This is a genomic window from Lysinibacillus sp. NPDC095746 (assembly GCF_044763535.1).
Taxonomy (GTDB): domain Bacteria; phylum Bacillota; class Bacilli; order Bacillales_A; family Planococcaceae; genus Lysinibacillus.
Genome location: NZ_JBIWGL010000016.1, coordinates 24,204 through 46,875 on the forward strand (window position 1 = coordinate 24,204; position 22,672 = coordinate 46,875).

Annotated in this window: 26 protein-coding genes, 1 pseudogene and 1 riboswitch; of the genes and pseudogenes, 25 read left to right on the top strand and 2 right to left on the bottom strand. The window is 34.3% G+C overall.

The features are described 5' to 3' along the window. The first annotated feature begins 509 nt into the window (after positions 1 to 509). A complete protein-coding gene (locus ACIQ7N_RS13075; protein WP_402932713.1) occupies positions 510 to 1,364 on the top strand; it encodes a nucleotidyltransferase in 855 nt (284 codons plus the stop codon). A gap of 222 nt (positions 1,365 to 1,586) precedes the next feature. On the opposite strand, the gene ACIQ7N_RS13080 is transcribed toward ACIQ7N_RS13075, so the two are convergent. Beyond that, positions 1,587 to 2,099 (bottom strand): peroxiredoxin family protein, encoded by a 513-nt coding sequence (locus ACIQ7N_RS13080; RefSeq protein WP_402932715.1) that lies wholly within the window; start codon positions 2,097 to 2,099, stop codon positions 1,587 to 1,589. 419 nt (positions 2,100 to 2,518) lie between these two features. Between ACIQ7N_RS13080 and ACIQ7N_RS13085 the strand changes: the two genes are divergently transcribed. From ACIQ7N_RS13085 to ACIQ7N_RS13145, 13 genes are all read left to right on the top strand, one after another. Continuing rightward, the gene (locus tag ACIQ7N_RS13085; protein ID WP_402932717.1) at positions 2,519 to 2,950 is read left to right on the top strand and encodes a MarR family winged helix-turn-helix transcriptional regulator; all 432 of its coding nucleotides are present in this window, start codon (positions 2,519 to 2,521) and stop codon (positions 2,948 to 2,950) included. A 70-nt stretch (positions 2,951 to 3,020) separates the two neighbouring features. After that, positions 3,021 to 4,784 carry an ABC transporter ATP-binding protein gene (locus ACIQ7N_RS13090; protein WP_402932720.1) on the top strand — a complete coding sequence of 588 codons (1,764 nt, stop codon included), beginning with the start codon at positions 3,021 to 3,023 and terminating at the stop codon, positions 4,782 to 4,784. Next, complete coding sequence (locus tag ACIQ7N_RS13095) at positions 4,777 to 6,606, top strand: ABC transporter ATP-binding protein (RefSeq protein WP_402932722.1); 1,830 nt, start codon at positions 4,777 to 4,779, stop codon at positions 6,604 to 6,606. The genes ACIQ7N_RS13090 and ACIQ7N_RS13095 overlap by 8 nt, the downstream gene beginning before the upstream one ends. A gap of 197 nt (positions 6,607 to 6,803) precedes the next feature. Then, positions 6,804 to 7,679, top strand: a complete 876-nt coding sequence (locus ACIQ7N_RS13100) for a phosphotransferase family protein (RefSeq protein ID WP_402932724.1) — start codon at positions 6,804 to 6,806, stop codon at positions 7,677 to 7,679. Between the two features lie 361 nt (positions 7,680 to 8,040). Further along, positions 8,041 to 8,424, top strand: coding sequence for a hypothetical protein (locus tag ACIQ7N_RS13105; protein ID WP_274067441.1), 384 nt, complete (start codon positions 8,041 to 8,043; stop codon positions 8,422 to 8,424). Between the two features lie 205 nt (positions 8,425 to 8,629). Beyond that, positions 8,630 to 9,100: an inner membrane protein YiaA gene (gene yiaA, locus ACIQ7N_RS13110; protein WP_132358553.1), complete on the top strand. Its 471-nt coding sequence runs from the start codon at positions 8,630 to 8,632 to the stop codon at positions 9,098 to 9,100. A 193-nt stretch (positions 9,101 to 9,293) separates the two neighbouring features. Continuing rightward, positions 9,294 to 9,647 (top strand): hypothetical protein, encoded by a 354-nt coding sequence (locus ACIQ7N_RS13115; protein WP_402932726.1) that lies wholly within the window; start codon positions 9,294 to 9,296, stop codon positions 9,645 to 9,647. Positions 9,648 to 9,741: 94 nt separating this feature from the next. Beyond that, positions 9,742 to 10,161 carry a hypothetical protein gene (locus ACIQ7N_RS13120; RefSeq protein ID WP_274067443.1) on the top strand — a complete coding sequence of 140 codons (420 nt, stop codon included), beginning with the start codon at positions 9,742 to 9,744 and terminating at the stop codon, positions 10,159 to 10,161. 231 nt (positions 10,162 to 10,392) lie between these two features. Next, positions 10,393 to 10,986: a TetR/AcrR family transcriptional regulator gene (locus tag ACIQ7N_RS13125; RefSeq protein WP_248718880.1), complete on the top strand. Its 594-nt coding sequence runs from the start codon at positions 10,393 to 10,395 to the stop codon at positions 10,984 to 10,986. A gap of 33 nt (positions 10,987 to 11,019) precedes the next feature. After that, positions 11,020 to 11,250, top strand: coding sequence for a hypothetical protein (locus ACIQ7N_RS13130; RefSeq protein WP_132358545.1), 231 nt, complete (start codon positions 11,020 to 11,022; stop codon positions 11,248 to 11,250). An 18-nt stretch (positions 11,251 to 11,268) separates the two neighbouring features. Then, positions 11,269 to 11,520, top strand: coding sequence for a hypothetical protein (locus ACIQ7N_RS13135; protein ID WP_248718882.1), 252 nt, complete (start codon positions 11,269 to 11,271; stop codon positions 11,518 to 11,520). Between the two features lie 38 nt (positions 11,521 to 11,558). Then, complete coding sequence (locus ACIQ7N_RS13140; protein ID WP_402932729.1) at positions 11,559 to 11,750, top strand: hypothetical protein; 192 nt, start codon at positions 11,559 to 11,561, stop codon at positions 11,748 to 11,750. 18 nt (positions 11,751 to 11,768) lie between these two features. Then, entirely contained in the window at positions 11,769 to 11,939 is a 171-nt protein-coding gene (locus ACIQ7N_RS13145) for a DUF6980 family protein (RefSeq protein ID WP_402932732.1), read from the top strand. 104 nt (positions 11,940 to 12,043) lie between these two features. Here the strand turns inward: ACIQ7N_RS13145 and ACIQ7N_RS13150 are convergent, their stop codons facing one another. Beyond that, positions 12,044 to 13,237 carry a macrolide family glycosyltransferase gene (locus ACIQ7N_RS13150; protein WP_402932734.1) on the bottom strand — a complete coding sequence of 398 codons (1,194 nt, stop codon included), beginning with the start codon at positions 13,235 to 13,237 and terminating at the stop codon, positions 12,044 to 12,046. A gap of 348 nt (positions 13,238 to 13,585) precedes the next feature. Between ACIQ7N_RS13150 and ACIQ7N_RS13155 the strand changes: the two genes are divergently transcribed. The 11 genes and pseudogenes from ACIQ7N_RS13155 to ACIQ7N_RS13205 all read left to right on the top strand — a co-directional run bounded on the left by ACIQ7N_RS13155 (position 13,586) and on the right by ACIQ7N_RS13205 (position 22,378). After that, positions 13,586 to 14,461 carry a helix-turn-helix transcriptional regulator gene (locus ACIQ7N_RS13155; RefSeq protein ID WP_402932736.1) on the top strand — a complete coding sequence of 292 codons (876 nt, stop codon included), beginning with the start codon at positions 13,586 to 13,588 and terminating at the stop codon, positions 14,459 to 14,461. Between the two features lie 170 nt (positions 14,462 to 14,631). Next, positions 14,632 to 15,426 (top strand): MerR family transcriptional regulator, encoded by a 795-nt coding sequence (locus ACIQ7N_RS13160; protein WP_402932738.1) that lies wholly within the window; start codon positions 14,632 to 14,634, stop codon positions 15,424 to 15,426. A gap of 286 nt (positions 15,427 to 15,712) precedes the next feature. Then, a complete protein-coding gene (locus tag ACIQ7N_RS13165; protein ID WP_402932740.1) occupies positions 15,713 to 16,315 on the top strand; it encodes an NDxxF motif lipoprotein in 603 nt (200 codons plus the stop codon). Between the two features lie 168 nt (positions 16,316 to 16,483). After that, positions 16,484 to 17,317, top strand: coding sequence for a CPBP family intramembrane glutamic endopeptidase (locus ACIQ7N_RS13170; protein ID WP_402932742.1), 834 nt, complete (start codon positions 16,484 to 16,486; stop codon positions 17,315 to 17,317). Positions 17,318 to 17,916: 599 nt separating this feature from the next. Next, a pseudogene (locus tag ACIQ7N_RS13175) lies at positions 17,917 to 18,168 on the top strand (transposase); the annotation flags it as partial. A 439-nt stretch (positions 18,169 to 18,607) separates the two neighbouring features. Continuing rightward, positions 18,608 to 18,922, top strand: a complete 315-nt coding sequence (locus tag ACIQ7N_RS13180) for a thioredoxin family protein (RefSeq protein ID WP_402932744.1) — start codon at positions 18,608 to 18,610, stop codon at positions 18,920 to 18,922. A gap of 258 nt (positions 18,923 to 19,180) precedes the next feature. Beyond that, the gene (locus ACIQ7N_RS13185; protein WP_132358513.1) at positions 19,181 to 19,390 is read left to right on the top strand and encodes a hypothetical protein; all 210 of its coding nucleotides are present in this window, start codon (positions 19,181 to 19,183) and stop codon (positions 19,388 to 19,390) included. Positions 19,391 to 19,454: 64 nt separating this feature from the next. Beyond that, a complete protein-coding gene (locus ACIQ7N_RS13190) occupies positions 19,455 to 19,832 on the top strand; it encodes an SET domain-containing protein (protein ID WP_132358511.1) in 378 nt (125 codons plus the stop codon). Positions 19,833 to 20,456: 624 nt separating this feature from the next. After that, positions 20,457 to 20,909 (top strand): SMI1/KNR4 family protein, encoded by a 453-nt coding sequence (locus tag ACIQ7N_RS13195; RefSeq protein ID WP_402932746.1) that lies wholly within the window; start codon positions 20,457 to 20,459, stop codon positions 20,907 to 20,909. 306 nt (positions 20,910 to 21,215) lie between these two features. Next, a complete protein-coding gene (locus tag ACIQ7N_RS13200; protein ID WP_400941258.1) occupies positions 21,216 to 21,386 on the top strand; it encodes a hypothetical protein in 171 nt (56 codons plus the stop codon). Positions 21,387 to 21,493: 107 nt separating this feature from the next. Then, the gene (locus ACIQ7N_RS13205) at positions 21,494 to 22,378 is read left to right on the top strand and encodes an aminoglycoside phosphotransferase family protein (protein WP_402932748.1); all 885 of its coding nucleotides are present in this window, start codon (positions 21,494 to 21,496) and stop codon (positions 22,376 to 22,378) included. Positions 22,379 to 22,527: 149 nt separating this feature from the next. Next, positions 22,528 to 22,626, top strand: a riboswitch (purine riboswitch). Positions 22,627 to 22,672: the final 46 nt, after the last annotated feature.

Genomic DNA, 22,672 nt, shown 5'->3' on the forward strand with positions numbered 1-22,672 from the left:
GTTGCCGCTTCGCTTTCGCACAGAAAACATCCGCTGCGCTGCAGGGTCTCGGGCCAACACGATGTTGGTCACGAAGGCGTTATCACAGGATGTGATGCTTTTAGCCTTCGTTCCTCTATTGCTGATCCCCGAGGAGTCGCCCAGTCGGAACGAAGGTCAACTATTTACATTGTAGACATTTTAACAAAGTCATCCACAACTTTTGGTGATGAACCATTTAATTGAGCATCGAATTTAGACCATTTTCTACTCGTTAAGCCTTTTGCCATTTAATCCTTATAATCAGATACCTCCATCTTTCAGCTAAATTGGATCATCACCATCTTCCAAAATGAAAGTAGGATAGCGTGTTCGATAGTGAACGTGCTATCCTATTTTTATGCGCAATGGATATTAAAGAAAATGACTATGTAAAGTCATTATTGATCGTTAGAAGATAAAACCTATAGTGAGAGGCGTAGCATAGTAGGTAGACAAAGTGACTATAAATTAATAAAAGGAGCTATGAGATGAATACTATTAAAGAAATTGGAAGCTTATGTATTACTGATAGCGATGGCTACATTATTAACCATTCAGACTGGGATAAAATCAACCCAATTTTTCATCCTGTGATCTACGATGTGGTTAAAACGTATTCCACTCACCTTCAAGATGATTTACATAGTGTATACATAAGAGGATCCATTCCAAAAGGGATAGGTATTGAAGGCGTAGCTGACTTAGACACAATAGCGGTTACAAAGCAAAACCCTAATAAACAACAGGTAAAGCGGTTAAAAGAAGTAGAACAACAATTAAATCAAAAACATACTTGTGTAGATGGTATTGAACTAAGTTTCTACTGTGTAGAAGATATTTTAAATACGTCATCTTTTTCAATCATTAGTTTCATACTCAAAACCCATGGCATATGTGTGTTTGGAGAAGACTTGATACCTCAATTACCAAAATATAGAGCTGACGAAGCTTTAGCAAATGACCACCTTATTCATTTACAAGGTCAAATTAAAAATGCCTGTAATGATCTTCAAGATAATTCTGATACGGATGATATGAAAGATTGTTGCAAGTGGATTATGAAAATTTTAGTAAGAGCAGGACTTGCGCTTGTCATTACTAAAGCAAACACATATACAAGGGATTTATATCCTGCTTATAAATTATTTTCGGACTATTTCCCTGAAAAGGAAAACGACATGAAAAAAGCACTTGAATATGCCATAACACCCATAATAGATGCAAACCTATTGTTATCGTTTTTAAATGACTTTGGAATGTGGTTGGTTAGTGAAGCTGATAAATGGTTACAATTCTATAATCCTAATAGAGAATTAAACATGAAAATATTATCTAATGAATAACTTACGAAGTTCGAATTCATGTTAGTAGCTACAAATAAAATTTAGCTTTGTTGATTCCATATACAGAAAAAGGTAATCACATCTTAGTCATGTCTTAAATGAGATTACCTTTTATTTTTTAGCATTTTAGATTTTAGAGCAATCGTATAAAGCAAATTATTCGAGATGGATTGTTTTTCTACTTATGTTGCTCTACAATTGAGCCCAATCAAATATTTTTATTTATTGATTTGTCTTTAAATTCTTTCCGATATATTGGATAATTTTGCGAAGTTCAGTAGATGATGGGCGTCCAAATGGGCTTGTTTGTTTTTGTTGATATAGCAGTTGTCCATTTTCATCAACAAGGAAATAAGCTGGCTCTCCATGCGTACCATGATCCTCATATGGAGCATTTTCTCCATGATAAAAAACATCATATGCTTTTAATGTTTTTAACGCTTTATCAGTTAAGACTGTAAAAGTAATGTTATGTTCATCAACCATTTTCTTTAAATTTTCTAACCGGTCCGTTGAGATTGTAATTAGGTGTACATTCTTGCCTTCAAAATAACTTTTGCTTTCTTCAAGCTCTTTTAAATCATGAAGACAAACAGGGCACCATGATCCTCTGAAAAAGATAATGAGATGCCAACTTTTATGCTGATTTTGATGAGATACAAAAGAGAATTCTTCGCCATTAACTGCTGGAAGAGTAAAATCGGGGACTTTATCACCTAAATTAAATGTAGACATACTTATCCTCCTGAAAATTATAAATTCTTATTGGGTTCTAGCTCATTTATATTCTTCCCATTTCTAAATTAGATATGTAAAACTTAATCCCTAACTAAACTGAAAAAACGTTTCTTCCAACGGATTCCAAGCTGTAAAATTTTTAATGTTCAGGCTTAGAAGAGTGAAAATGAACAATGTTATTTTGTCATTACTTAGCATACTTTTATTTTAACTAAAAAGTGGTTTTACTTTTTTGTTGAACTTTTTGCAGGCAATATGGCAAACTGAATAGAAGATAAATCTGAACATGATGATCTTTTACCTAAGGGCATAAGCGTCTTACGACTAAAATTATGTTTTGACTTAAATACGACATGCCCCACCAGTACACATTTTAAATACTAAAGTCTGCACGTTATCATATAGGAGGTAGAAAATTGAGCAAAAAGAGATCAGTTGGGTTAGAGTTGCGTACATTGTCGCTCTTAATGAGAAGACAATTGGATCAAAGCCTAATGGAAAAAGATAACCTTACTGCCATGCATGGGTGGACGATAAGTTATCTTTACAAAAACCAAAATAAAGATGTCTTTCAAAAGGATTTTGAAAGAGACTTTTCTATTCGTAAATCAACAGCATCTAGAGTACTAAAGGCTATGGAAAATAACGGTTTGATTACAAGGCAATCTGTGCCCTATGATTCAAGACTCAAAAAAATTGTCTTAACAGAAGATGCGCTGAAAATACATGACAGTATCATGACCCGTAGAGCGCTTCTTGAACAAAAATTGTTAACAGGTATCCCGGAAGAGCAACTTGATGTGTTTTTTGAAGTAATGGATGCTATGAAAGAAAATATAGAATCTTGAAGAAGACGCTATTTTGGTGTTTTTATGACTATATAGTTAGCATGCTAACTAAATAAGGAGGACTGCAAATATGGTGAAAATATTTAAATATTTAAAAGCGAAAGAATGGACGCTAATTGTTGCTAGTATTGTGTTCATTGTAGGGCAAGTTTATTTGGATTTGAAGTTACCAGATTATATGGCTAAAATTACGACTCTTGTGCAAACAGAGGGCAGTAAAACGAGCGAGATATGGACAGCTGGAGGAAAGATGCTGTTATGTGCCCTTGGCAGTATGATATTGGCAGTCATTGTGGGCTATTTTGCAGCAAGGGTAGCAACGTCTCTTTCAAAGGAATTGCGAAAAGGAGTTTTTGATAAAACGCTATCTTTCTCTATGGAGGAGATTAATAGTTTCTCAATCGCAAGTCTAATTACTCGTTCTACTAATGATATAACGCAAATACAGCAAACGGTTGCAATGGGACTTCAAGTTATGATTAAGGCTCCTATCCTTGCAATATGGGCTATTTTGAAGATTACCGGGAAAAGTTGGGAGTGGTCAGTGGCAACTGGGGTGGCTGTCATTGTTTTACTTATTATGATAGGCAACTTAATTATCTTTGTGCTACCGAAATTTAAAATTGTTCAAAAACTGACAGATCATCTTAACCGGGTAACAAGAGAAGGTTTAACTGGTATTCGTGTTGTTCATGCTTATAACGCACAACAGTATCAGGGAGAAAAGTTTGAAAAAGTAAATAAGAATTTAACGGATACAAATCTTTTTGTGAACCGCCTTATGGCACTTATGCAGCCAGGAATGGGTCTGATTATGTCAGGTTTAACCCTTTCTATCTATTGGATTGGAGCTCATTTGATTTCGAATGCGGGGGGAATGGATCGCATCGGTCTATTCAGTGACATGGTAGTATTTTCATCTTATGCAATGCAGGTAGTTATGGCCTTTATGCTATTATCAATGACGTTCATTTTACTACCGAGAGCAGCAGTATCTGCAGCACGTGTGAATGAAGTACTTAATACACCTCAGACAATTATGGAGGGAGCAATGCAATCGTCACCAAAGGGGATCGAAGGTGAAATTGAACTGCGTAATGTTAGCTTTAAATATCCTAATGCAGAGGACTATGTTTTAAAAGATATTAGCTTTACAGCACATAAAGGTGAAACTGTCGCATTAATCGGTTCTACGGGTAGTGGTAAAAGTACGCTAATTAATTTAATCCCAAGATTTTACGATGCTACGGAGGGAGAGGTAATAGTCGACGGAATCAATGTGAAAGAATATACACATGAAGCACTTTATAATAAGCTTGGTTACGTTTCTCAAAAGGCCGTATTATTTTCAGGTACGGTAAAATCTAATGTTGCCTATGGTGATAACGGTCAGACTTTATCAACTGATGAGGAAATTAAAAAAGCGGTGGAAATTGCCCAAGGGCAAGAGTTTGTGGAGAAAATGGACGGTGAATATGAAGCGGCAATCGCGCAAGGCGGAACAAATCTTTCAGGAGGACAGAAACAACGTCTTTCTATTGCAAGAGCAGTGAATAAAAATCCAGAAATCTTTATTTTTGATGATTCGTTCTCTGCCTTAGATTATAAAACAGACCGACAACTTCGTTCTACCTTGAAAAAAGAGACGAAAGGTGCAACCTCTTTAATTGTGGCACAGCGAATTGGAACGATTAAAGATGCTGATAAAATAATTGTTCTTGATGAAGGTAAAATCGTTGGTATGGGGAAACATAATGAATTATTGGAAACTTGTAACACTTATCAGGAAATCGCCTATTCGCAGCTATCGAAGGAGGAGTTGGAAAATGAGTAATACACAAACAAATAAGCCCCGAAAAGGTCCTGGCGGTCCAGGTCATATGATGGCTCCTGGAGAAAAGCCCAAGAATTTTAAAAAGCCTTGGGGAAAGTTGATTACCTATTGTAAACCTTATTTACCAGCGATTATCTTTGCCATTGTATTGGCAGTTGCAGGAACAATTTTCACGATTATTGGACCTAATATGCTGAGTGAGATCACCGATTTAATCCTAAAAGGCATGCCTGGTGAGATTGATATTACGGCTATCGGAAAAATTGGTCTGTTACTTGCTATTTTGTATGGTTTGAGCTTTATTTTCAATTATATTCAGGCGTTTATTATGGCTACTATTACACAGCGAGTTTCCAAAAGGTTACGGACAGATATTGCGAACAAAATCGATAGATTACCGTTGAAATACTTTGACTCTACAACCTACGGAGATGTGTTAAGTCGTGTCACGAATGATGTGGATATGATTGGACAGTCTCTAAACCAGAGTATTGGTTCGTTAGTGACAGCGGGAGTTATGTTCTTTGGATCTTTGATTATGATGTTCTATATTAATGTTACGATGGCACTTTCTGCTATTGCTGCAACTGTCGTTGGATTTGTATTAATGACCTTTATTATTTCAAGATCCCGAAAATACTTTATACGTCAGCAGCAAGACCTTGGTAGAATAAATGGCCATATAGAAGAAATTTATTCTGGGCATAATGTCATGAAGGTGTATAACGCGGAAAAAGCGGCAACGCAAAAATTTAATGAAATTAATGAAAGTCTTTTTAATAGCGCTTGGCGAGCACAGTTTATGTCAGGCATGATGATGCCGCTCATGATCTTTATTGGAAATTTAGGCTATGTTGTTGTTTGTGTAGTAGGTGCAGCACTAACAATGAACGGTTCCATTACATTTGGTGTTATTGTTTCCTTTATGGTGTATATCCGCTTATTTACGCAGCCGTTGTCTCAGTTAGCACAGGCAGCTACAAGCTTGCAATCAACTGCCGCAGCAAGTGAACGTGTATTTGAGTTCTTACAAGAAGAGGAGCTAAAAGATGAAAGTGATAAGAAAGTCACTTTACATGCCAAAGATGTTAAAGGGAATGTGAAGTTTGAAAACGTTAAGTTCGGCTATACAAAAGAAAAGCTGGTTATTAAAGATTTCACTGCAAATATAAAAGCCGGTCAAAAAGTGGCAATTGTCGGACCTACTGGAGCTGGTAAAACAACGCTTGTAAATCTTCTCATGCGTTTTTATGAAGTAGATAGCGGGGAAATTATGATTGAGGACGTACCTACTAAATCCATTTCTCGTAAAAATGTTCACGACTTATTCTGCATGGTGCTGCAAGATACTTGGTTATTCGAAGGTACCATTAAGGAAAATATCATTTATAACAAAGATCATGTAACTGATGAAGAAGTAGTTGCAGCATGTAAGGCAGTAGGTTTACACCACTTTATTAGAACGCTGCCAAAAGGTTATGATACAGTTTTAAATGATCATACAAGTTTATCAGTAGGACAAAAACAGCTTATTACGATTGCAAGGGCAATGGTTAAAAAAGCACCTTTGCTTATCTTAGATGAAGCTACTAGCTCCGTTGACACTCGTACTGAAGCACTTATTCAACAAGCAATGGATAAATTGATGGTGGGCAGAACATCATTTGTCATTGCGCATAGACTTTCAACCATTAAAAACGCCGATTTAATTTTAGTGATGAAAGACGGAGATATTATTGAAAGTGGTAATCATGAAGAATTGCTTGCAGATAAAGGATTCTATGCGGAGCTATATAATAGTCAATTTGAAGATGCTTCGTAAAAATGAATGCATATATTCGCTTTTGGCTACTAGAGCATAGTAAATCACCTCGTTTTTTAGAGGTGATTTTTTTGTTGGATATTTATGTTAAAATCTATTTAACGTTTGTAAAGAATTGTAGGTAAACTACTGTGCAGGAAAGTTAAACAAGTTTGGTGATCAAAACAATAGAAAGTGACCACAAGGAGGGATTTAAAATGAATAATAACTTAATTGAAAACATTCAATCCGTTTATTCTGACCTTTCCATTGAAGACTTTTATCCTAATGAAATTGGACAGAATAATGATGTGTTAATTGTCAACAAATCTTTGGTTTTTAGATTTCCAAAATATAAAAATGGCATCATTCAATTAAGGAGAGAGACGGATATTTTGAAATATATTAAAGGGATCGTTTCTACTCCTATTCCGTATCCCATCTATCAGTCTTTAGAAGAGATAGAACCAGGTAAGGTCTTTACTGGCTATAAACTAATAGATGGTGTTCCTTTGTGGAATGAAAGTTTAACTGGGGTAGAGAGTATTGAATTGGTGAAAGGGTTGGCAAAACAACTTGTTTCTTTTCTTGTAGAACTCCATTCTATTTCAGGAGAAAAAGCGAGTCGAGATTTGAAACTAAAGGTTCGTAATCCTAGTGAAGAGATGTATAACCTGTACGATAAAATTCAAAATACATTATTTCCTTTTATCAGACAAGACGCTCAAAAGGAAATATCACAATCTTTTGAAACGTTCCTAAAAGGGGAAGCATTCTCAAATTTAGATATAACACTTATACACGGAGATTTCGGAGCGTCTAACATCTTGTGGAATCCAGAAACATGTATGATTTCAGGGATAATAGATTTTGGTGGTTCTGGTATAGGTGATCCAGCGTATGACTTTGCTGGAATCCTCTCTAGCTATGGTGAGAATTTTTTTGATATGTGTATTCACCAATATCCTAACGGTATTGAAATATCTGAGCGAGTTAAATTTTATAAAAGTACATTTGCTCTACAAGAAGCCTTGCACGGGATTGAGAATGACGATAGACAGGCTTTTGAAAGTGGAATAAAAGATTATAGATAGATTACTCGTTCAACGAAGGGTGCAAGAGTTTATAATTAACCTACGAAATCAAAGGCAATTTTTCTTATTGAGCTAACGGAGCGAGTTAGTTTAAAAGGTTTATTAGCTTTAATCATAAAAATAATAAGATAACAGATGCCGTATGTAGAAAAAATTAATTTTTCATTTATCTTAATTGGAAAAGAGGTTTTGAATCAATGAATAGCAATATTATTTAGGCAATAGTATTGTTAGCGCTGGGTTTATTTCTTAAGCCAATAATGGCGATTGGGGCTGAATGAAAAGTTGTTTTGGTTGCATTGGCAAGGTGAAACTGTGTTTTCATTAAGTCCATTCTTAGTTCGGATTATTCTGGCAGTAATTGGGATTATCATGCTTATTATCGGCGGTAAGCAAGCTACAAAGTTATTTCACAATTAGGACAATCGATTTTTCACTAACAGTGCAGGAAAGTAGAAAAAGGAATGAAAACGATGGTCAGGATTATATTCCTAGAGGCTTTTATTTAATTCAAGAGGAAACAGCTTATGAAATATTCAAAGGGTCTATCATTATCAACAGCAAGGATTTAATCAATTCAAACCACCATTCAGACAGTAGTAGATTAAATGGTTGTTGTGGTCTTGACGGCTGTGTTGGAATGAATAGGGTTTGCTTGCAGGATCACGAAATAGGTACAGAATACTCTGATTGTTGGAGGTTTCATAAAGTTGTATTAAATCCAGAGCTAGTACAACTTATTTAAAATTTACATTTATACCTTATGTAGGCCTAAATGCAAAGCAGATCCGGACACAATTATACTTGAGGAATAATTGCCGAGCGACAAGCTAAAGGTTGTGAAGTTATCATGCTAACGAGCATATACTTTAATAACAAAGATCGAAGGCGCCTGCAATGATTCTGGTGCTCCATTTTTAGTAGATGAAAAGATGGAGGCGAAAAATTGAATGTCCAATGATAACGAAGTTTTAGAGAATAAAGAAAAACGAAATGATTTAAAAGTGAAAGAAGAAAGGAAAGAAGGAGAACCAACTCCAGCCTTTAAAGGGGCTTCATGGGCAGCGTTATTAGTAGGTGTTGCGTCTTATCTTATAGGATTGTTTAACGCAACTATGCAATTGAATGAAAAAGGATTTTACTTTGCGGTTTTAGTATTCGGACTCTATTCGGCGATATCTTTACAAAAAGCAGTTAGAGATAAAGATGAGGGAATACCAGTTACGAATATTTATTATGGTCTTAGTTGGTTCGCCCTTATTGCATCTATAGCATTAATGGCCATCGGTTTATACAATGCAGGAAGTATTATTTTAAGCGAAAAAGGATTTTTTAGTATGGCATTTGTTCTTAGTTTATTTGCAGCTATAACAGTTCAAAAGAATATAAGAGATACACAAAGAGCTAGAGAAAAAGCATGAGTTAAGTTCAAACCTTACTATGCTGTATGGGATTTCCATGGCTCTTTGATGGCAAATTACGACTAAACAAAACAAATATTAGAACAAGCTGCCAAAAACATAGGCAGCTTTTCTTATTGAAAAGCAGGATTATTGAAAAAGGCAAGCGAACTTATTAAGTTAGTGAACTAAATCGTCTAAAGAGGATTGAGAAATGGAAAAAATAAATGAAATCATGGATTTACTAATAAATAAAGGCTTGGTCATAAATGAGCATCTAGAATTAAAGAAGTTAAAAAGTGGTACAACTGAGGGCATTTTATATACGATCCTGTGCAAAAAATTGCCAACCTTTGTGATAAAGATCGACCATCCTATGGAAATATCCGCTACAGAGGAATTCCTGCTTGCCTATAGAAAGGTGAAGTTGTTGCCGGATGTTCATTACACGGATCATAAGAAAGAATTTATTGTGTACTCTTATATACCTGGAGAAACTCACTATCATCGAGGATCTAAATTAGAATGGATGAAAATTTTAACCCAAGAGTTATTCCAATCATTATGAAAAGGTGGATAAAGACATTCCTTGGGGAAGAGTAAACGGGATCCATCGAAGCTCCTGGTCAGACTTTAATCAAAGTAGTTTTGAGTCAGCCAAAATGAATATAGGAAAGCTCTTACCAAACGAGGACCATAATAGAGTAGAGTTGCTGTTAAATACATTAAAAACGTATCACCATCAAGAAGAGAAGTATTACATTCACGGAGATACAGGTGTTCATAATTTTGTATATGCTTGTAATCAGTTAAAAGGCGTAATTGACCCATCACCTTTAATCGGTCCTAAAATTTACGATTTTACCTATGCATTTTGTTCTTCACCAGATAGTCTAGATTTACATACACTTTTTTCATCGTTTTCCTTGTGGAACGGAAATGCATCCTTTTCGAAGGAACAACTTTTGAATGAAGTTGTTTTTCAATTATATACACGTATTGGCGTGTGTATTAAAGTCCATCCTCACGATCTTAATGGCTATATGGAAGCTTGGGAGGAATGGAGGAAGTTCTTACAGTGACAAATGCTTGTGAAATGTGGGGAAAATTAAAAAAGAAAAGCCAACGTTTTGATGAAACATTATTCAAAACGTTGGCTTTTTATGTACTGTGAGATCAAAAGTTTAGAGTGATTTTCAATGAAATGAATTAATTTGTTATTTAATACCTTGTTAAAAATTGGTGTTAATGATAAGATGTGAATATGATATATGAATATTCATATAAATAATTCATAAAGGAGGGAATCATCTATGGCAAGGGGGAAGAAAGTTTTTTCAGAAGAAGATAAAACTCTGATTAAAAGTAAATTGAAAGATGAGTGTATGGTATTTTGGATTTCTCAGGGTTATAAAGAAACAAGCATTGGCGCGTTGTGTAAAAAAGCAGAAATATCAACAGGTACTTTTTATAATTTATATTCCAGTAAGGAAGAACTTTTTTTTGAAGTTCTATATGACGTTCAAGAAACTATATATGGAAATTTCCTTGAGCGAATTGAACAATGCCCTGAAAAGTCCGGCTTTGAAACAGCAATAATCCAGCTTTACTATGAATACGAAAGCAAACCATTTCTTTATGACGTGAAAACGACTGATTTCACATCGTTTTATAATAAACTTTCGGAGGAAATGAAAGAAAAACTAATGTTTAATAGTAGTGAACTTTTCCGTACAGCAATCAAACAAGCAAATCTTACATTGAAGGTACCAGAAACTTTAGCCTTTTCGACCTTCACCGTCCTTCTTTCAAGCATTGCGAGTAAAGAAGGAATTTTAAAAAACTGTGATCATTTAGCCGCATTTCAATTTATGACTAAGCAATTGGTCGCAAGCATCTTTGAATAGAAGCTCTATTCTATTAAATAGGAGGAAATATCAATGAGTTTATTTTGGAGTATTATAGACTTTCTAAAAGAAACAGCACCGTTCTTTATCGCAATGAATATCATTTTAGCAATCTTCCTACTAATCTTAGGGTTAGTTTTAATGTCTAAAAACAATAGAGAACAGAAGGCGAAAAAGATTGCCGGAATGGTGTGTTTATCATTTTCCATGTTGGCTTTTTTGGGTGCAATGTCCAATGCATTTTTTTCTTTTTTCGTATTTTAACACTAGGGGGAGAAGAGGATGTTAGACAAACTACAAAATATCATGGATACGGCATGTAAATGGGGAAATAAAAATCTGGGAACCTCTATTCAATTCCCTAAACCAACAAAAAAATCCATCGTAGCCAGTGTTTTTTCAAGTGGAATTATTAGTAGTGTAATGACCCTCTATGGACTTTTTTTTAAGAATATATGGGTTTTGCTATTTGGTGGACTTGGCATAATAAGCAGTGTTTTCATATATCGGCAAAGTGAAAAAAACGAATATTAACTTTTTATATAGTAAAAGCGGAGAGGGATCTATTTTGATTGAGTATTGTCAAAATGGATTCTTCTTTTTTAGATAAACAAATGCTATCGTTGTTTACAAATAAACTTATTGTATATTGTTTATTAAATGATGAACAAAGAGAGGTTTTGATTATGAGTTTAACCGATTTAACTATAGATGAATTATCGAGGGGATATGTAGACACTGGTGATGCATGGTGCTTTACTTAAATAAGGGGAAATGAAATAATGAAAAAACATTGTTGTGAGGATATGACTTTTCATGCAAGTTTCAAGTGTGAAATACATGAGAACCCGTTTGAATGTCCTGATAAAATAATCATTTTTTATGAACAAAATAATGACTATGGTTTGATAATACATGATGGTGGGAAGTCGATTATTAATGGTGATTCGTAGCTCCTCCTTTTTTAAAGTACGTGCAAAAAGCTGGGATGTTGTCCTAGCTTTTTTATCTACATAAAAAAAGCCACCAATGATGGTAGCTAATAAATTTAAATATCTTATTGACTTGTAAATTTGAAAATCTCATCGACAGCTTTGTGATACCCACCAGATTTTTGGAAGGAGTCTTTAATATTTGCAACAGCTATATGGAAGGAAGGGATGTTTAACACATGATTTGCAGTTTCATATAGTTGAGTTGCCGTCAAACTTTCCATTTGTAATTGAATACCTGCTCCAATAGTGGTTACCTGCTGAGCGATTAAAGGCTGATCCGCACTAAGTGGGATAACGATTAGCGGAACCCCGTTATAGAGCGCTTCATTCGTACTGTTCATGCCACCATGTGTGATAAATAATTTAGTGTATTTTAGCAATTCGGTTTGTGGAACATAAGGTTTTACAATGAAGTTGTCAGGAATTTCTCCCAATTCATCAAGTTTTGTTTGTCCTCCAATAGACATAACAACGGTATGCTCAGTATTTCCAAATGCTTTAAAACAAAGTTTATAGAAATCAATAGCTTGATTTAAGACCGTACCGAGTGAAATGTAAATGGGGCTTTTACCTTCGTATGCACTAAGGTCGAAATCTTCTTGTGTCGATCGTGAAGAAATGGATGGGCCTACAAATTTATAGGATTGATCAAATGCTTCTCCGTTAAGTTGAAATTCCCTCGTTGTATAAACGATTGTAAGTGGTGCGGGATTACAAAAAACTTCATAAGGTGAATGGATTTCAACGCCATATTTTTCTTTAATTTTTGCTGTTAGCTGTTGAAAATCATCGTTTACCTTTTTTAAAACTTCGGTTGGAATATTTTTTGAAAGATGTTCTAATGTTTTATCAAATGATTGTTTAGTCTCGGCAAAAGATGTACATGAACTGATTGCTGGAAGTTTAAGGATTTTGGCAAGTAAATAGCCACAGCCAAACATAGAATCGTGGATGATGTAATCAAAATGTTCTCCTTTAATCTGTTCAAGGACGCTAGGTATGACGACATCTGCAGTAAGTAATAGTCCGTTGACCCTTTCAAGTAAATGATTTCTTCCACCTGAAATAAAAGCTTTGATAAATTTTTGACCATCAAATGTGCGCACAGTCGCTCCCGTCTTCTCAATACGCTCTCGAAAAGATTCAATTGTAAAGAACACGACCTCTTCTCCACTCGAAATTAACTCCTGCACAACGCCAATAGTTGGATTGATATGTCCTTCTGATCCACCGTTAATAAATAAAACACGTGCCAATTCTACCACTCCTTCGGTAAAGATTTTTTTAGATTGTGTAAGAGTAATGGATACTGTCACTTATCATTGCTTAATTATGTTAAAGCAGAATAAGTTCTTTTAGCAAGTTTAAGCATCTATCTTTTTTAGGTGAACAGCTTAGATTGAAAGGAGAAATGGTAAAAGGAGTAAAATAGTCACTTGCTACCCGTATTCGAATTTTACACATGAATTAGAGTGTCGTAAAAATCAATTTAATGGAAGATGTTTTGTTAGAGTATTTGTCGTTTTAAAAAATATCGCAAAAAAAGTCAAAAATTATTAATTTTTATTCGTTATGATTATAAGTGAAGAGGAGGTGAGATACCGTTGAAAAATGATTGGCAAATTCAAAAAACAATAAATTGGATTGAATCACATTTACATGAGCCAATTTCCGCCAATGATATTGATGCAGTAAGTGGATTTTCAAGATATCATTTTCACAGAGTTTTTCAAACCTCTGTTGGCATGTCTGTCACGGAATATATTCGAATGAGGCGACTTGCAAATGCTGCAAGTATACTTCTTCATACGAATGAAAGAATTATTGATATCGCGTTCTATTATCAATTTGAGTCACAAGAATCCTTTACACGAGCATTCAAAAAATTATATGGTTTGCCACCAGGGCAATACAGAAAAGTAATGAGAGCTATGAGAAAAAACAAGGAGGAATCAATAATGGAAGAAAAAATGAAAGGCTGGTTCATAAGTGGAAGTCATCCTTATAATTATGAAATAGGAATAGATCGGGAAACTGTTCATCAAGGAAAAGCATCGGGCTATTTAAAATCAAAAACGGTTCGGGATCCAGATGAATTTGCAACAATGATGCAACAATTTAAGGCAAATGAATTTAGAAATAAAAGAGTTAAACTATCGGGGTTTGTTAAAACTGAAAATGTTAAACAATTTGCAGGACTTTGGATGCGAGTAGATAATGCATCGGAGGATATCCTGCAATTTGATAATATGAGTGATAGACCAATCATTGGTACAAATAGTTGGAATCGTTATTCTATAGTTCTGGATGTACCAGAAAATAGTGCAATAATATCGTTCGGTATTTTACTGACAGGAAAAGGAGAAGTTTGGCTGGATGGGCTTAGTTTTGAGGTAGTTGAAAACGATATCCCTACAACCCACATTTGCTTTGAAAACCATCTTTTAGAGGAACCGACAAATTTATCATTTGAAGAATAAGGTTTTTAAAAACCTGGAGCTGTTTCGACGGCTTTTATTTTTGTTAGGAAAAGAATTACTTCATAATCCCATTGTTTGGTCAGAGTATCATCTGGCATCTCCAATTCTCAAATGGTATTATATGGTTATGTAGTTCGATAAAGATTTTGCATCAAAGGTAGGAGAGGAAAATGTACACGATTGGGCAAGTAGCTAATTTTTTAGGTGTATCTAGAGATACGTTGAAATTTTATGAAGAAAAGGAATTAGTAAAGCCAAAGCAAAATATGGAGAATGGATATAGAATTTATAATCGTTTTGATATTTATGATATAACAACTGTCAATTTCTATAGAGAAATTGATATTGAAATTAAAAAAATTCAGGAATTAAGAAAAAGTAAGAGTATTGAGGGGATACAATTATTATTAGAAGAGAAAGAACAAGAAGTTTTACGGGAAATAGAATATAAAAAACTTCTATTAAAAAAGCTTCAAATAGTAAAAGAAGATTGTGAGAATATTAAACAATTTTTAGGGCAATACATAGTTAAGGAAATGAAACCCCTAGAAATAAAGGGGGAAATAGAACATTATACTGCATATGATAAATATGACACTTTAAAAAAGAATGCGGACAGTTTAAAAAAAGCAGTTACGCTCACATCTTTAAGAAGAGTCATCAACTTTAATGAAGAAGGTTTTATAGAAGATAAGTTTATCATTGTAAGGAAATTGGAAGACTTGGATGAAAAAGTAGACGGTGAAATCCTATCCCATCCAAAATGTATTTATACAATAATTGAAGATGGAAGATGGTCAACTGGCGGAAAAAATATTGATCAACACGTGGAAGCTAGTTTAAGAAAAATCGCAGTAGAAAAAGGGTATGAACTTTTGGGACAAGTTTATATAAACCTATTACTGACTACTTATGAAGATGGACTTGAACGGGTATTTTTAGAGATTTATGTACCTATCAAGTGAAACTTATTAGTTCCCTCGCTTTACTGAAGAGCCATACTTTGTTCAATTTTATCAAGGGAGAGCCCTTTATATAGGGGTTCTTCCTTTTATTTGAAAAAACACTTGCGGAATTTAAAGTCATAGTGTACTATTTAACTAGTACACGTGGGGGGCGCGAAATGTATAGCCTGTAATCATTTATTGTAAAATGGCTCGATCATTAAGGAAGTAGAGACGATTTTGTGAATGAAGGCGGATTATAAGAAAGGTCAAATTAATGACAAAATGGATGAAGAAGGAGATACATATGAAAAGATTTACATTATTTTTATTCATGGTGTTCACGATTGTATTGATGTGTGCTTGTTCACACGAAACAATGTCTAACGAAGAAAACAATAAAGAAAGTAAGGAAAAACCTGTTAACAATGTACTCGTTAAAATTCCTGACGATATTTTTGTTTCTAATAAAAAGAATGAAACGATTAGCGAAGAAGAAATGAAAGCCAGTATAAAAAAGTATTTGGATTATAGCCATGTGTTAGACAAAGAAATGCAGATAATTGTTTCTAAATATGAGGATGGTTCTAAATCTGATCAGGAAAAATTACATACTTTAGTAGCTGAAGGGGAAAAGAATGATGCGAATTTCATTGATTTTATTAGTAATAATACTATCCCTGATGATTATAAAGAACCTTCAAAGACAATCTATGAATTTGTTTCATCGATCAGAAAAACGTTAATACAATTTGAAGATGAAATTGTTGGGATGGTCGAAAATGGTAACCTTACAGATATATCAGATTTTGCTTCAGAGCATTTTACTAAAGCGAACGGAAGGCAGCAATTAAAAATTGAAAAATTTTTGGATGAGAAAAATATTAAAACTTCCTATTTCGATGAATAGATTGAGATTAGGACAAAAAGTAGTATAGTGTAAAACCCGAGCCATTTGTTCGGGTTTTTCTAAATATATTGCTTCATTTATTTGAAGGAAGTGTTGACCTGAGAGTAACCCCTAGGTTTAAGCTAAAGGTATCTTAAAAAGAAATTTAGTTTGAAACGGGGAATATGTATGAATAGAGAAAAGAAACTTAAAAAACCGGTAGCAAGTTTTATTTTACTAACCAATATCATTTTTTTGCCACTTTTTTGTCTTGTCGGAGCCACAAGAGTGTTAGGATTTCCTAAATGGATTTTTGATGTAACGCTCTGTATATCAGCTTGGTCCTCAACCTTTGCTTTTGCCATATTGTTTAAAAAAATCTATCCTATGCAAAGTTTTATGCAATTTGTTAAAGAGAAATTTAACAATAAGCTTAAGTTTTCGGTGATTCTTTCTGCGATGCTGATTCAAACATTTATATTTTTGATGATTGTTTTTCTCGTATCGAAAAACAATGAAGTAGACTCTGTTTTTACGATTTCTTCATGGGGAATGCTGATCTATTTCTTTTTTAAAAACCTACTTTCTGGGCCGCTAGGTGAAGAACTAGGATGGAGAGGATTTGCTCAAATGGAGCTTCAAAAGAAGCATTCGCCATTAAAAGCTTCGATTATCATTGGATTTTGGTGGGGGATGTGGCATCTTCCTATTTGGTTTACTACAGGGTATATGGGCATGGATTTAATGAAATATATACTATTCTTTATGATTGCACTTATTTCCACTAAAATCGTCATGACAGCATTTTATAACTTAAATCAAAATTTAATCATTCCAATCATCATCCACCAATTATTTAATTTCTTTATTGGCTTAATAAATGGTAATTTATTGGAGCTAATCATGTACAGCGCAATTCTTTATTTAGTAGTAGCGGTTTTACTCATCGTGATCAATCCAAAAAACGTATTGTATGGAAAAGAAGATAGAAATATTGTTAATGGAAAGCATTACATGGTTTAGAAAAAGAGGATTAGTGATCACCAAAAATTTGTCATGAACTTTCTGCCTCGACATTGAAAATATAACTGTCATTACTAAATCCATTCAGAACCTTTACGGTGAGGATGGTTATTTCAACAAAATTATGTTTAGAGATAACGACTTGAAATAAAAAGAGTTAGAGTTTTTATGAGGGCACTGAAAAAGTCAATATCTTCTCACATTGCGAGGTATTCAGCGGTTAATCGTCGAATACCTCGCTTTTTTCATATGGCACTGTGATTCTACTGTTGTTTTCCGAAGCATTCCGCTCGCTTTCCGCGGGCGAGCGCCGAGCCTCCTCCTACGCTTCGCTTCGTGCGGGGTCTCGTCTGTCTCGCTTTCCCGCAGGAGTCGAGCGATGCTTCTCCAAACAACGCAATGTATCAACCTATTATTTTAGTCACGTTTACCCTTATAATAAAAGCATTAATGTGCAGGTGGTGCCCCCGAGGATTTCAAATCAAGAAACCCTTAAATTAAGTCCCTACATATATCCAAGAAATATTTGAACGACATATCATACTTTGATGCGGATGCGCGAAAAGGGCATAAGACTGTGGAATCTTCTTTCTTCGGGTACAAGAACGTATTCTGTCACAATAAAGTCGGATACACATGCCGAACAAGAGGCATTTCAAAATACGGAAGCATTTAAGCAATTAGCCGCAAATCGCTACAAAGTAGAAGCGAAGAATAGTGAATTAAAAAACGGACACGGGTACGATACGGCATCGACTGCGGGTCTATTTGGCATGGAAATACAAGGTGCCACAACGATATTCGCTGTCAATTTGAAACGGATATTAAAGCTACTAAACAAAAAAGAATAAGGAATAGAGACAGAAATAAGGCACTTCCTGTTCAAAATTAAACAAGAAGTGCCTTATTTTTATCTGAAAAAGGTTCGCTATTATAAAACCGTAAGTTTTTCAGTACCCTCAGTTTTTATAGTACCAAACTTTATGCATCCGAACCGATTTGCACAGTAGCTTGATTGTTATTTAAATAGCAATGATAGATTTCTGTTGATATGGTAGGGCGTACATCACAGGAAAATGTTTATGCAGTGTGGGAGACAGCTAAAGGTCAGTCTTCCGACGTAGGATATACAATGGCAGTTGTTTTTGATCGTATAATTTAAAAAATTTTTGCTCTATTGTGGATATTAAAGGTCTTTAATGTGTGATGAAAGGGAGAGTAGGGTCTAATAATAATTTTAAGCATATTATAACTTCAAGATTTTTATTTTCACAAGGGAGGAAAGGAATTATGTCAATTGTTCATGTAACAACAAAGAAAGAATTAAGAGAACAATTAAAAACTAAAAAAATTGTGTTATTAAATTTTTGGGCCGAGTGGTGTGGTCCATGTAAAATGCTTGCAGGGGTACTTAATCAACTCAGTGAAGAATTCAGTGGTAAGATAAAAATTATAAAGGTGAATGTAGAAAAAAGCCCAGATATTGCAGCAGAATATAAGGTAATGGGAATTCCTTATTCTCGTTTGATTATTCACAATAAATCATCTGAACCCATCATTGGATATGTCCCTTTTGAACAACTCAAGCAGATGATTGGTATTTGATGTATGGAATCGGCATAATAAATCTTTCTTGGTGGAACTTATAACAAAGAAAGGCTACCAATAATAACGTTTTGGGATTAGTAACCGAAGACGTATCAATTTTTGTAGTGAGGCGTTAGATGAAGGTATCTTGAATCTGTTTTATTATTTACCAGTTCATGTTATAATGAATAGCTTAAGGTAATGAAAGAAGTTCCTTATAACTGAACGGATGCTAGGAAAGCCTCCGCATGAGATAAAATATAGAGGTGTAAGAGATTGAATAAAAAATGGACGATTGATAAAATTAAAGAATTTGTAGAGAATAATTCAGAAAGTAAGTTACTAACGACTGAATATCACGGTTTCTCTCAAAAATTACTATTAAAATGTGCATGTGGTAGCAATTTTGAAAAAACATTTACAAAATTTAAAAATAAAAATCAACGTAAATGTGAAGTTTGCCAACCACCAAAAGAATCACGCTAATTATGATACGACATATTAGCTATACGTATTACAGAATATATTAAAAGTGAGTAGGAGAACAAACATGATAGAGATAAAAACATCTCCTTTAAGTGATGGAGAATTCAATAGAGGGGTATTTGCAACATGTGATATCAAAAAAGGAGAGCTTTTACACGAAGCACCTGTTATTTCTTATCCAAACGAACAGCACCAATACATTGAGCAAACTTTACTCGGTGATTATGCTTTTGAATATGGAATCGGTCAATCAGCTATCCTTCTTGGTTATGGAATGTTGTTTAACCATTCTTATGAACCTAATGCAACTTATGAGATTAATTTTAAAAATCGCACATTTGACTTCTTTGCTTACACAGATATAAAAGCTGGAGATGAAATTCTTATCAATTATAATGGCGACGTTGATGATAAAGAGCTACTATGGTTTGATCAAGAATAAAAAGGATTTAAAATAAATCAGGGCGTTAATCCAACAAGGATTGACGCTCTTTTTGTTGAGGTTATTGAATCTATTAACCCATTATGTATGTTTGCTGCTACAGGACATTGTGATTCAAAGGGTGTGCGGGCATTATTGTCCATGGGGTGTCGGAAATTCTATGGGAAAAAGGAGTTATTCTTAAAAATTTAGTATAATGAGAGAGTAACTAGATAGAGATTTTATGGGCGATTGGTCCTGTTTTCTTTGAGTCCTTGAAGAGAAAGGAGTTGATGCCAATGTTATCTTAAGTGAAAAGTGTTTAACACGTATAAGGATCTTTGAGACATAATCTAGTAGTAAGAAAATGGCGAATGAGAGTAGGATTTATATCTACCTTTCACCATTTTTATTTTGGAAATTGTTGTTCAACAATCGGGCCATTTAATTGAATAACACCTTTGGTTGCATATGCAGCTCTTTTTTCTAATTGGGTTAACGGGGCAGGTTAGTTGAATAGCGTTGTTTAACTTGTGTTCAAAAATCGGACCAGATTATTTTATCGAGGAATAACACAGTATAATAATTTTAGAAATAACTATTGGAAAATGAAAGCGCAAGAACATTTAGAAGGGAAATAAAAAGATGAATGACAAGATTATTTCAATCATTTCCACATATGAAAAAGATGGCGATTTTATGGGAGGGGTAAGTGAAGATACGATTCGAGAAGCAGCACAAATACTAAACATTACATTCCCGAAGAGTTATCATTGGTTTTTAAAACAGTATGGTAGCGGCGGACTTGCTGGAATATATACATATGGTTGTAAGGAACCTGCCGCGGATTCTTCCGTTGTTTACCACACGAAATTGTATAGGGAGAAGTATGACCTACCATTACAGTATATTGTTTTAGAAGATATCGATGGTTCTATGAGATGCTTAGATACCAATCAAATGAACGATGGCGAGTGCCCTGTTGTCTTTTGGAGTCGTTTTTCAAAGGAACTGTATGCCATTACTTATGAAAACTTCAGCGATTATCTATTAGATTATTTACAAGAATCTGTAGATAATTTTTATGATGAGGATTAATTGATTATAGAATACTAAGGATCGTGATTTAAGTAATGCTATTAAACTAAAGAGTACTTTACTTGAAGATTATTGAGCTGTTTTAGACAGCTCTTTTTTTCTTATTGTACTAACGGTGCAGTTTAGTTGAATAGTGTTGTTTAACTTGTTGTTCAACAATCGGGCCATATTCTCGTGGAACGTTTTCATTCACTTTAAGGAAACATTTACCACCCATTTTCGTTCTCTATATTGAAATTATGAATAATTGTATTTAATAAAAAAAGGAAAGTTAAGGATTATAGAAAAACACTACGAGGTGAGTATATGAGTGGAGATTATGGTGAAGTTCCAATAAAGTGTACAGGTGTTAAAATAGAAAAGGGAAATACCCCTGCTTTATATCTGGATAAAGACATCATAAAATTTGCTTCAAGTATTGAAGCTGAATTTGATGTAGATTTGTACGCTAATCCTTATGATGATTTTGGTGAATAAGAGTATTAACTTTATTGAACTAACGGTGCAGGATAGTGGAATAAGAAGTCCTTGTAGTAGTAAGTAAATGGTACAATAAATGTAATTAATTTAAAGGGAGAAATTAAATGATAAAAATCGACGTAGATTTAGTATCAAAGTTAATAAATAGCCAATTTCCAGAGTGGTCTAATTTGGAAATTAAGTCTGTAAAAAAAAGTGGAAATGATAATAAAACCTTTCACTTAGGCAATAGTATGAGCGTTAGATTACCAAGTGATGAAGTTTATGTACCCCAAGTTGAAAAAGAACAGAAATGGTTACCCATTTTAGCCAAGCATCTTTCTACACCAATATCTGAACCATTAGCTAAAGGAGAACCAAGTGGGGATTACCCACATCCTTGGTCAGTCAACAAATGGCTTGATGGAGAGATAGTAACTATCGAAAATATAGATGATCCAAATCAATTTGCGAATGAATTGGGGGGATTTTTAGTTGAATTACAATCTATTGACGCCAGTGGAGGTCCCTTAGCTGGGGAACATAATTTTTATAGAGGCGGTGATATTGTTGTATACGATGATGAGTGTAGAGATGCCATTAATAATAATGTAACTACTTTTAATAAACATATATTGGAGGAAATTTGGGAATTAGCATTGACTTCAAAGTGGGCTGGTGGACCAGTTTGGGTCCACGGTGACATAGCCCCAGGAAATATATTAATTAAAAATGGTAAATTACGTGCGGTTATTGATTTTGGGATATTGGGAGTAGGAGACCCTTCTTGCGATGCTGCAATGGCTTGGACATTTTTTGATGATAAAAGCAGAAAGACATTTAAGAATGCATTGAATTTTGATGAGGAAACTTGGAACAGAGCAAGAGGTTGGGCTTTATGGAAGGCTTTAATAACCTACGACTATAATAAACAATCTAACAAAGCAGTCGCAGATGAACAATGTAATATTATAAACGTAATCATTAATGATTACGAAACTGAAAGATAAGGCAAAAAAATTTTTTATTGTACTAACGGTGCTTTACTTGAAGATCATTGAGTTGCATATGCATATGCTTTTACAATAATTAAAGGATTTTCCAGTGTTGGACACTATATTGACAACTTAAACTATTTTTTGTTATGTTTTAAAAAGCAACTATGAATTTAATGAAGTTTCGTATAACTCCAATGATATGGTTTGGAGGTTTCTACCAGGAACCGTAATTCCTGATTACGAAGAAAGTACAAATCTTGTACTCCTTCGTAATCAGGAATTTTTTATTTCTGTATTTAATTAAAA

Bases quoted from the DNA above. Each gene is read 5' to 3' on its own strand.
- ACIQ7N_RS13075 (WP_402932713.1), top strand. From the start codon at position 510: ATGAATACTATTAAAGAAATTGGAAGCTTATGTATTACTGATAGCGAT.
- ACIQ7N_RS13080 (WP_402932715.1), bottom strand. From the start codon at position 2,099: ATGTCTACATTTAATTTAGGTGATAAAGTCCCCGATTTTACTCTTCCA.
- ACIQ7N_RS13090 (WP_402932720.1), top strand. From the start codon at position 3,021: ATGGTGAAAATATTTAAATATTTAAAAGCGAAAGAATGGACGCTAATT.
- ACIQ7N_RS13095 (WP_402932722.1), top strand. From the start codon at position 4,777: ATGAGTAATACACAAACAAATAAGCCCCGAAAAGGTCCTGGCGGTCCA.
- ACIQ7N_RS13100 (WP_402932724.1), top strand. From the start codon at position 6,804: ATGAATAATAACTTAATTGAAAACATTCAATCCGTTTATTCTGACCTT.
- yiaA (WP_132358553.1), top strand. From the start codon at position 8,630: ATGTCCAATGATAACGAAGTTTTAGAGAATAAAGAAAAACGAAATGAT.
- ACIQ7N_RS13115 (WP_402932726.1), top strand. From the start codon at position 9,294: ATGGAAAAAATAAATGAAATCATGGATTTACTAATAAATAAAGGCTTG.
- ACIQ7N_RS13120 (WP_274067443.1), top strand. From the start codon at position 9,742: ATGAATATAGGAAAGCTCTTACCAAACGAGGACCATAATAGAGTAGAG.
- ACIQ7N_RS13125 (WP_248718880.1), top strand. From the start codon at position 10,393: ATGGCAAGGGGGAAGAAAGTTTTTTCAGAAGAAGATAAAACTCTGATT.
- ACIQ7N_RS13130 (WP_132358545.1), top strand. From the start codon at position 11,020: ATGAGTTTATTTTGGAGTATTATAGACTTTCTAAAAGAAACAGCACCG.
- ACIQ7N_RS13135 (WP_248718882.1), top strand. From the start codon at position 11,269: ATGTTAGACAAACTACAAAATATCATGGATACGGCATGTAAATGGGGA.
- ACIQ7N_RS13145 (WP_402932732.1), top strand. From the start codon at position 11,769: ATGAAAAAACATTGTTGTGAGGATATGACTTTTCATGCAAGTTTCAAG.
- ACIQ7N_RS13160 (WP_402932738.1), top strand. From the start codon at position 14,632: ATGTACACGATTGGGCAAGTAGCTAATTTTTTAGGTGTATCTAGAGAT.
- ACIQ7N_RS13165 (WP_402932740.1), top strand. From the start codon at position 15,713: ATGAAAAGATTTACATTATTTTTATTCATGGTGTTCACGATTGTATTG.
- ACIQ7N_RS13170 (WP_402932742.1), top strand. From the start codon at position 16,484: ATGAATAGAGAAAAGAAACTTAAAAAACCGGTAGCAAGTTTTATTTTA.
- ACIQ7N_RS13180 (WP_402932744.1), top strand. From the start codon at position 18,608: ATGTCAATTGTTCATGTAACAACAAAGAAAGAATTAAGAGAACAATTA.
- ACIQ7N_RS13190 (WP_132358511.1), top strand. From the start codon at position 19,455: ATGATAGAGATAAAAACATCTCCTTTAAGTGATGGAGAATTCAATAGA.
- ACIQ7N_RS13195 (WP_402932746.1), top strand. From the start codon at position 20,457: ATGAATGACAAGATTATTTCAATCATTTCCACATATGAAAAAGATGGC.
- ACIQ7N_RS13200 (WP_400941258.1), top strand. From the start codon at position 21,216: ATGAGTGGAGATTATGGTGAAGTTCCAATAAAGTGTACAGGTGTTAAA.
- ACIQ7N_RS13205 (WP_402932748.1), top strand. From the start codon at position 21,494: ATGATAAAAATCGACGTAGATTTAGTATCAAAGTTAATAAATAGCCAA.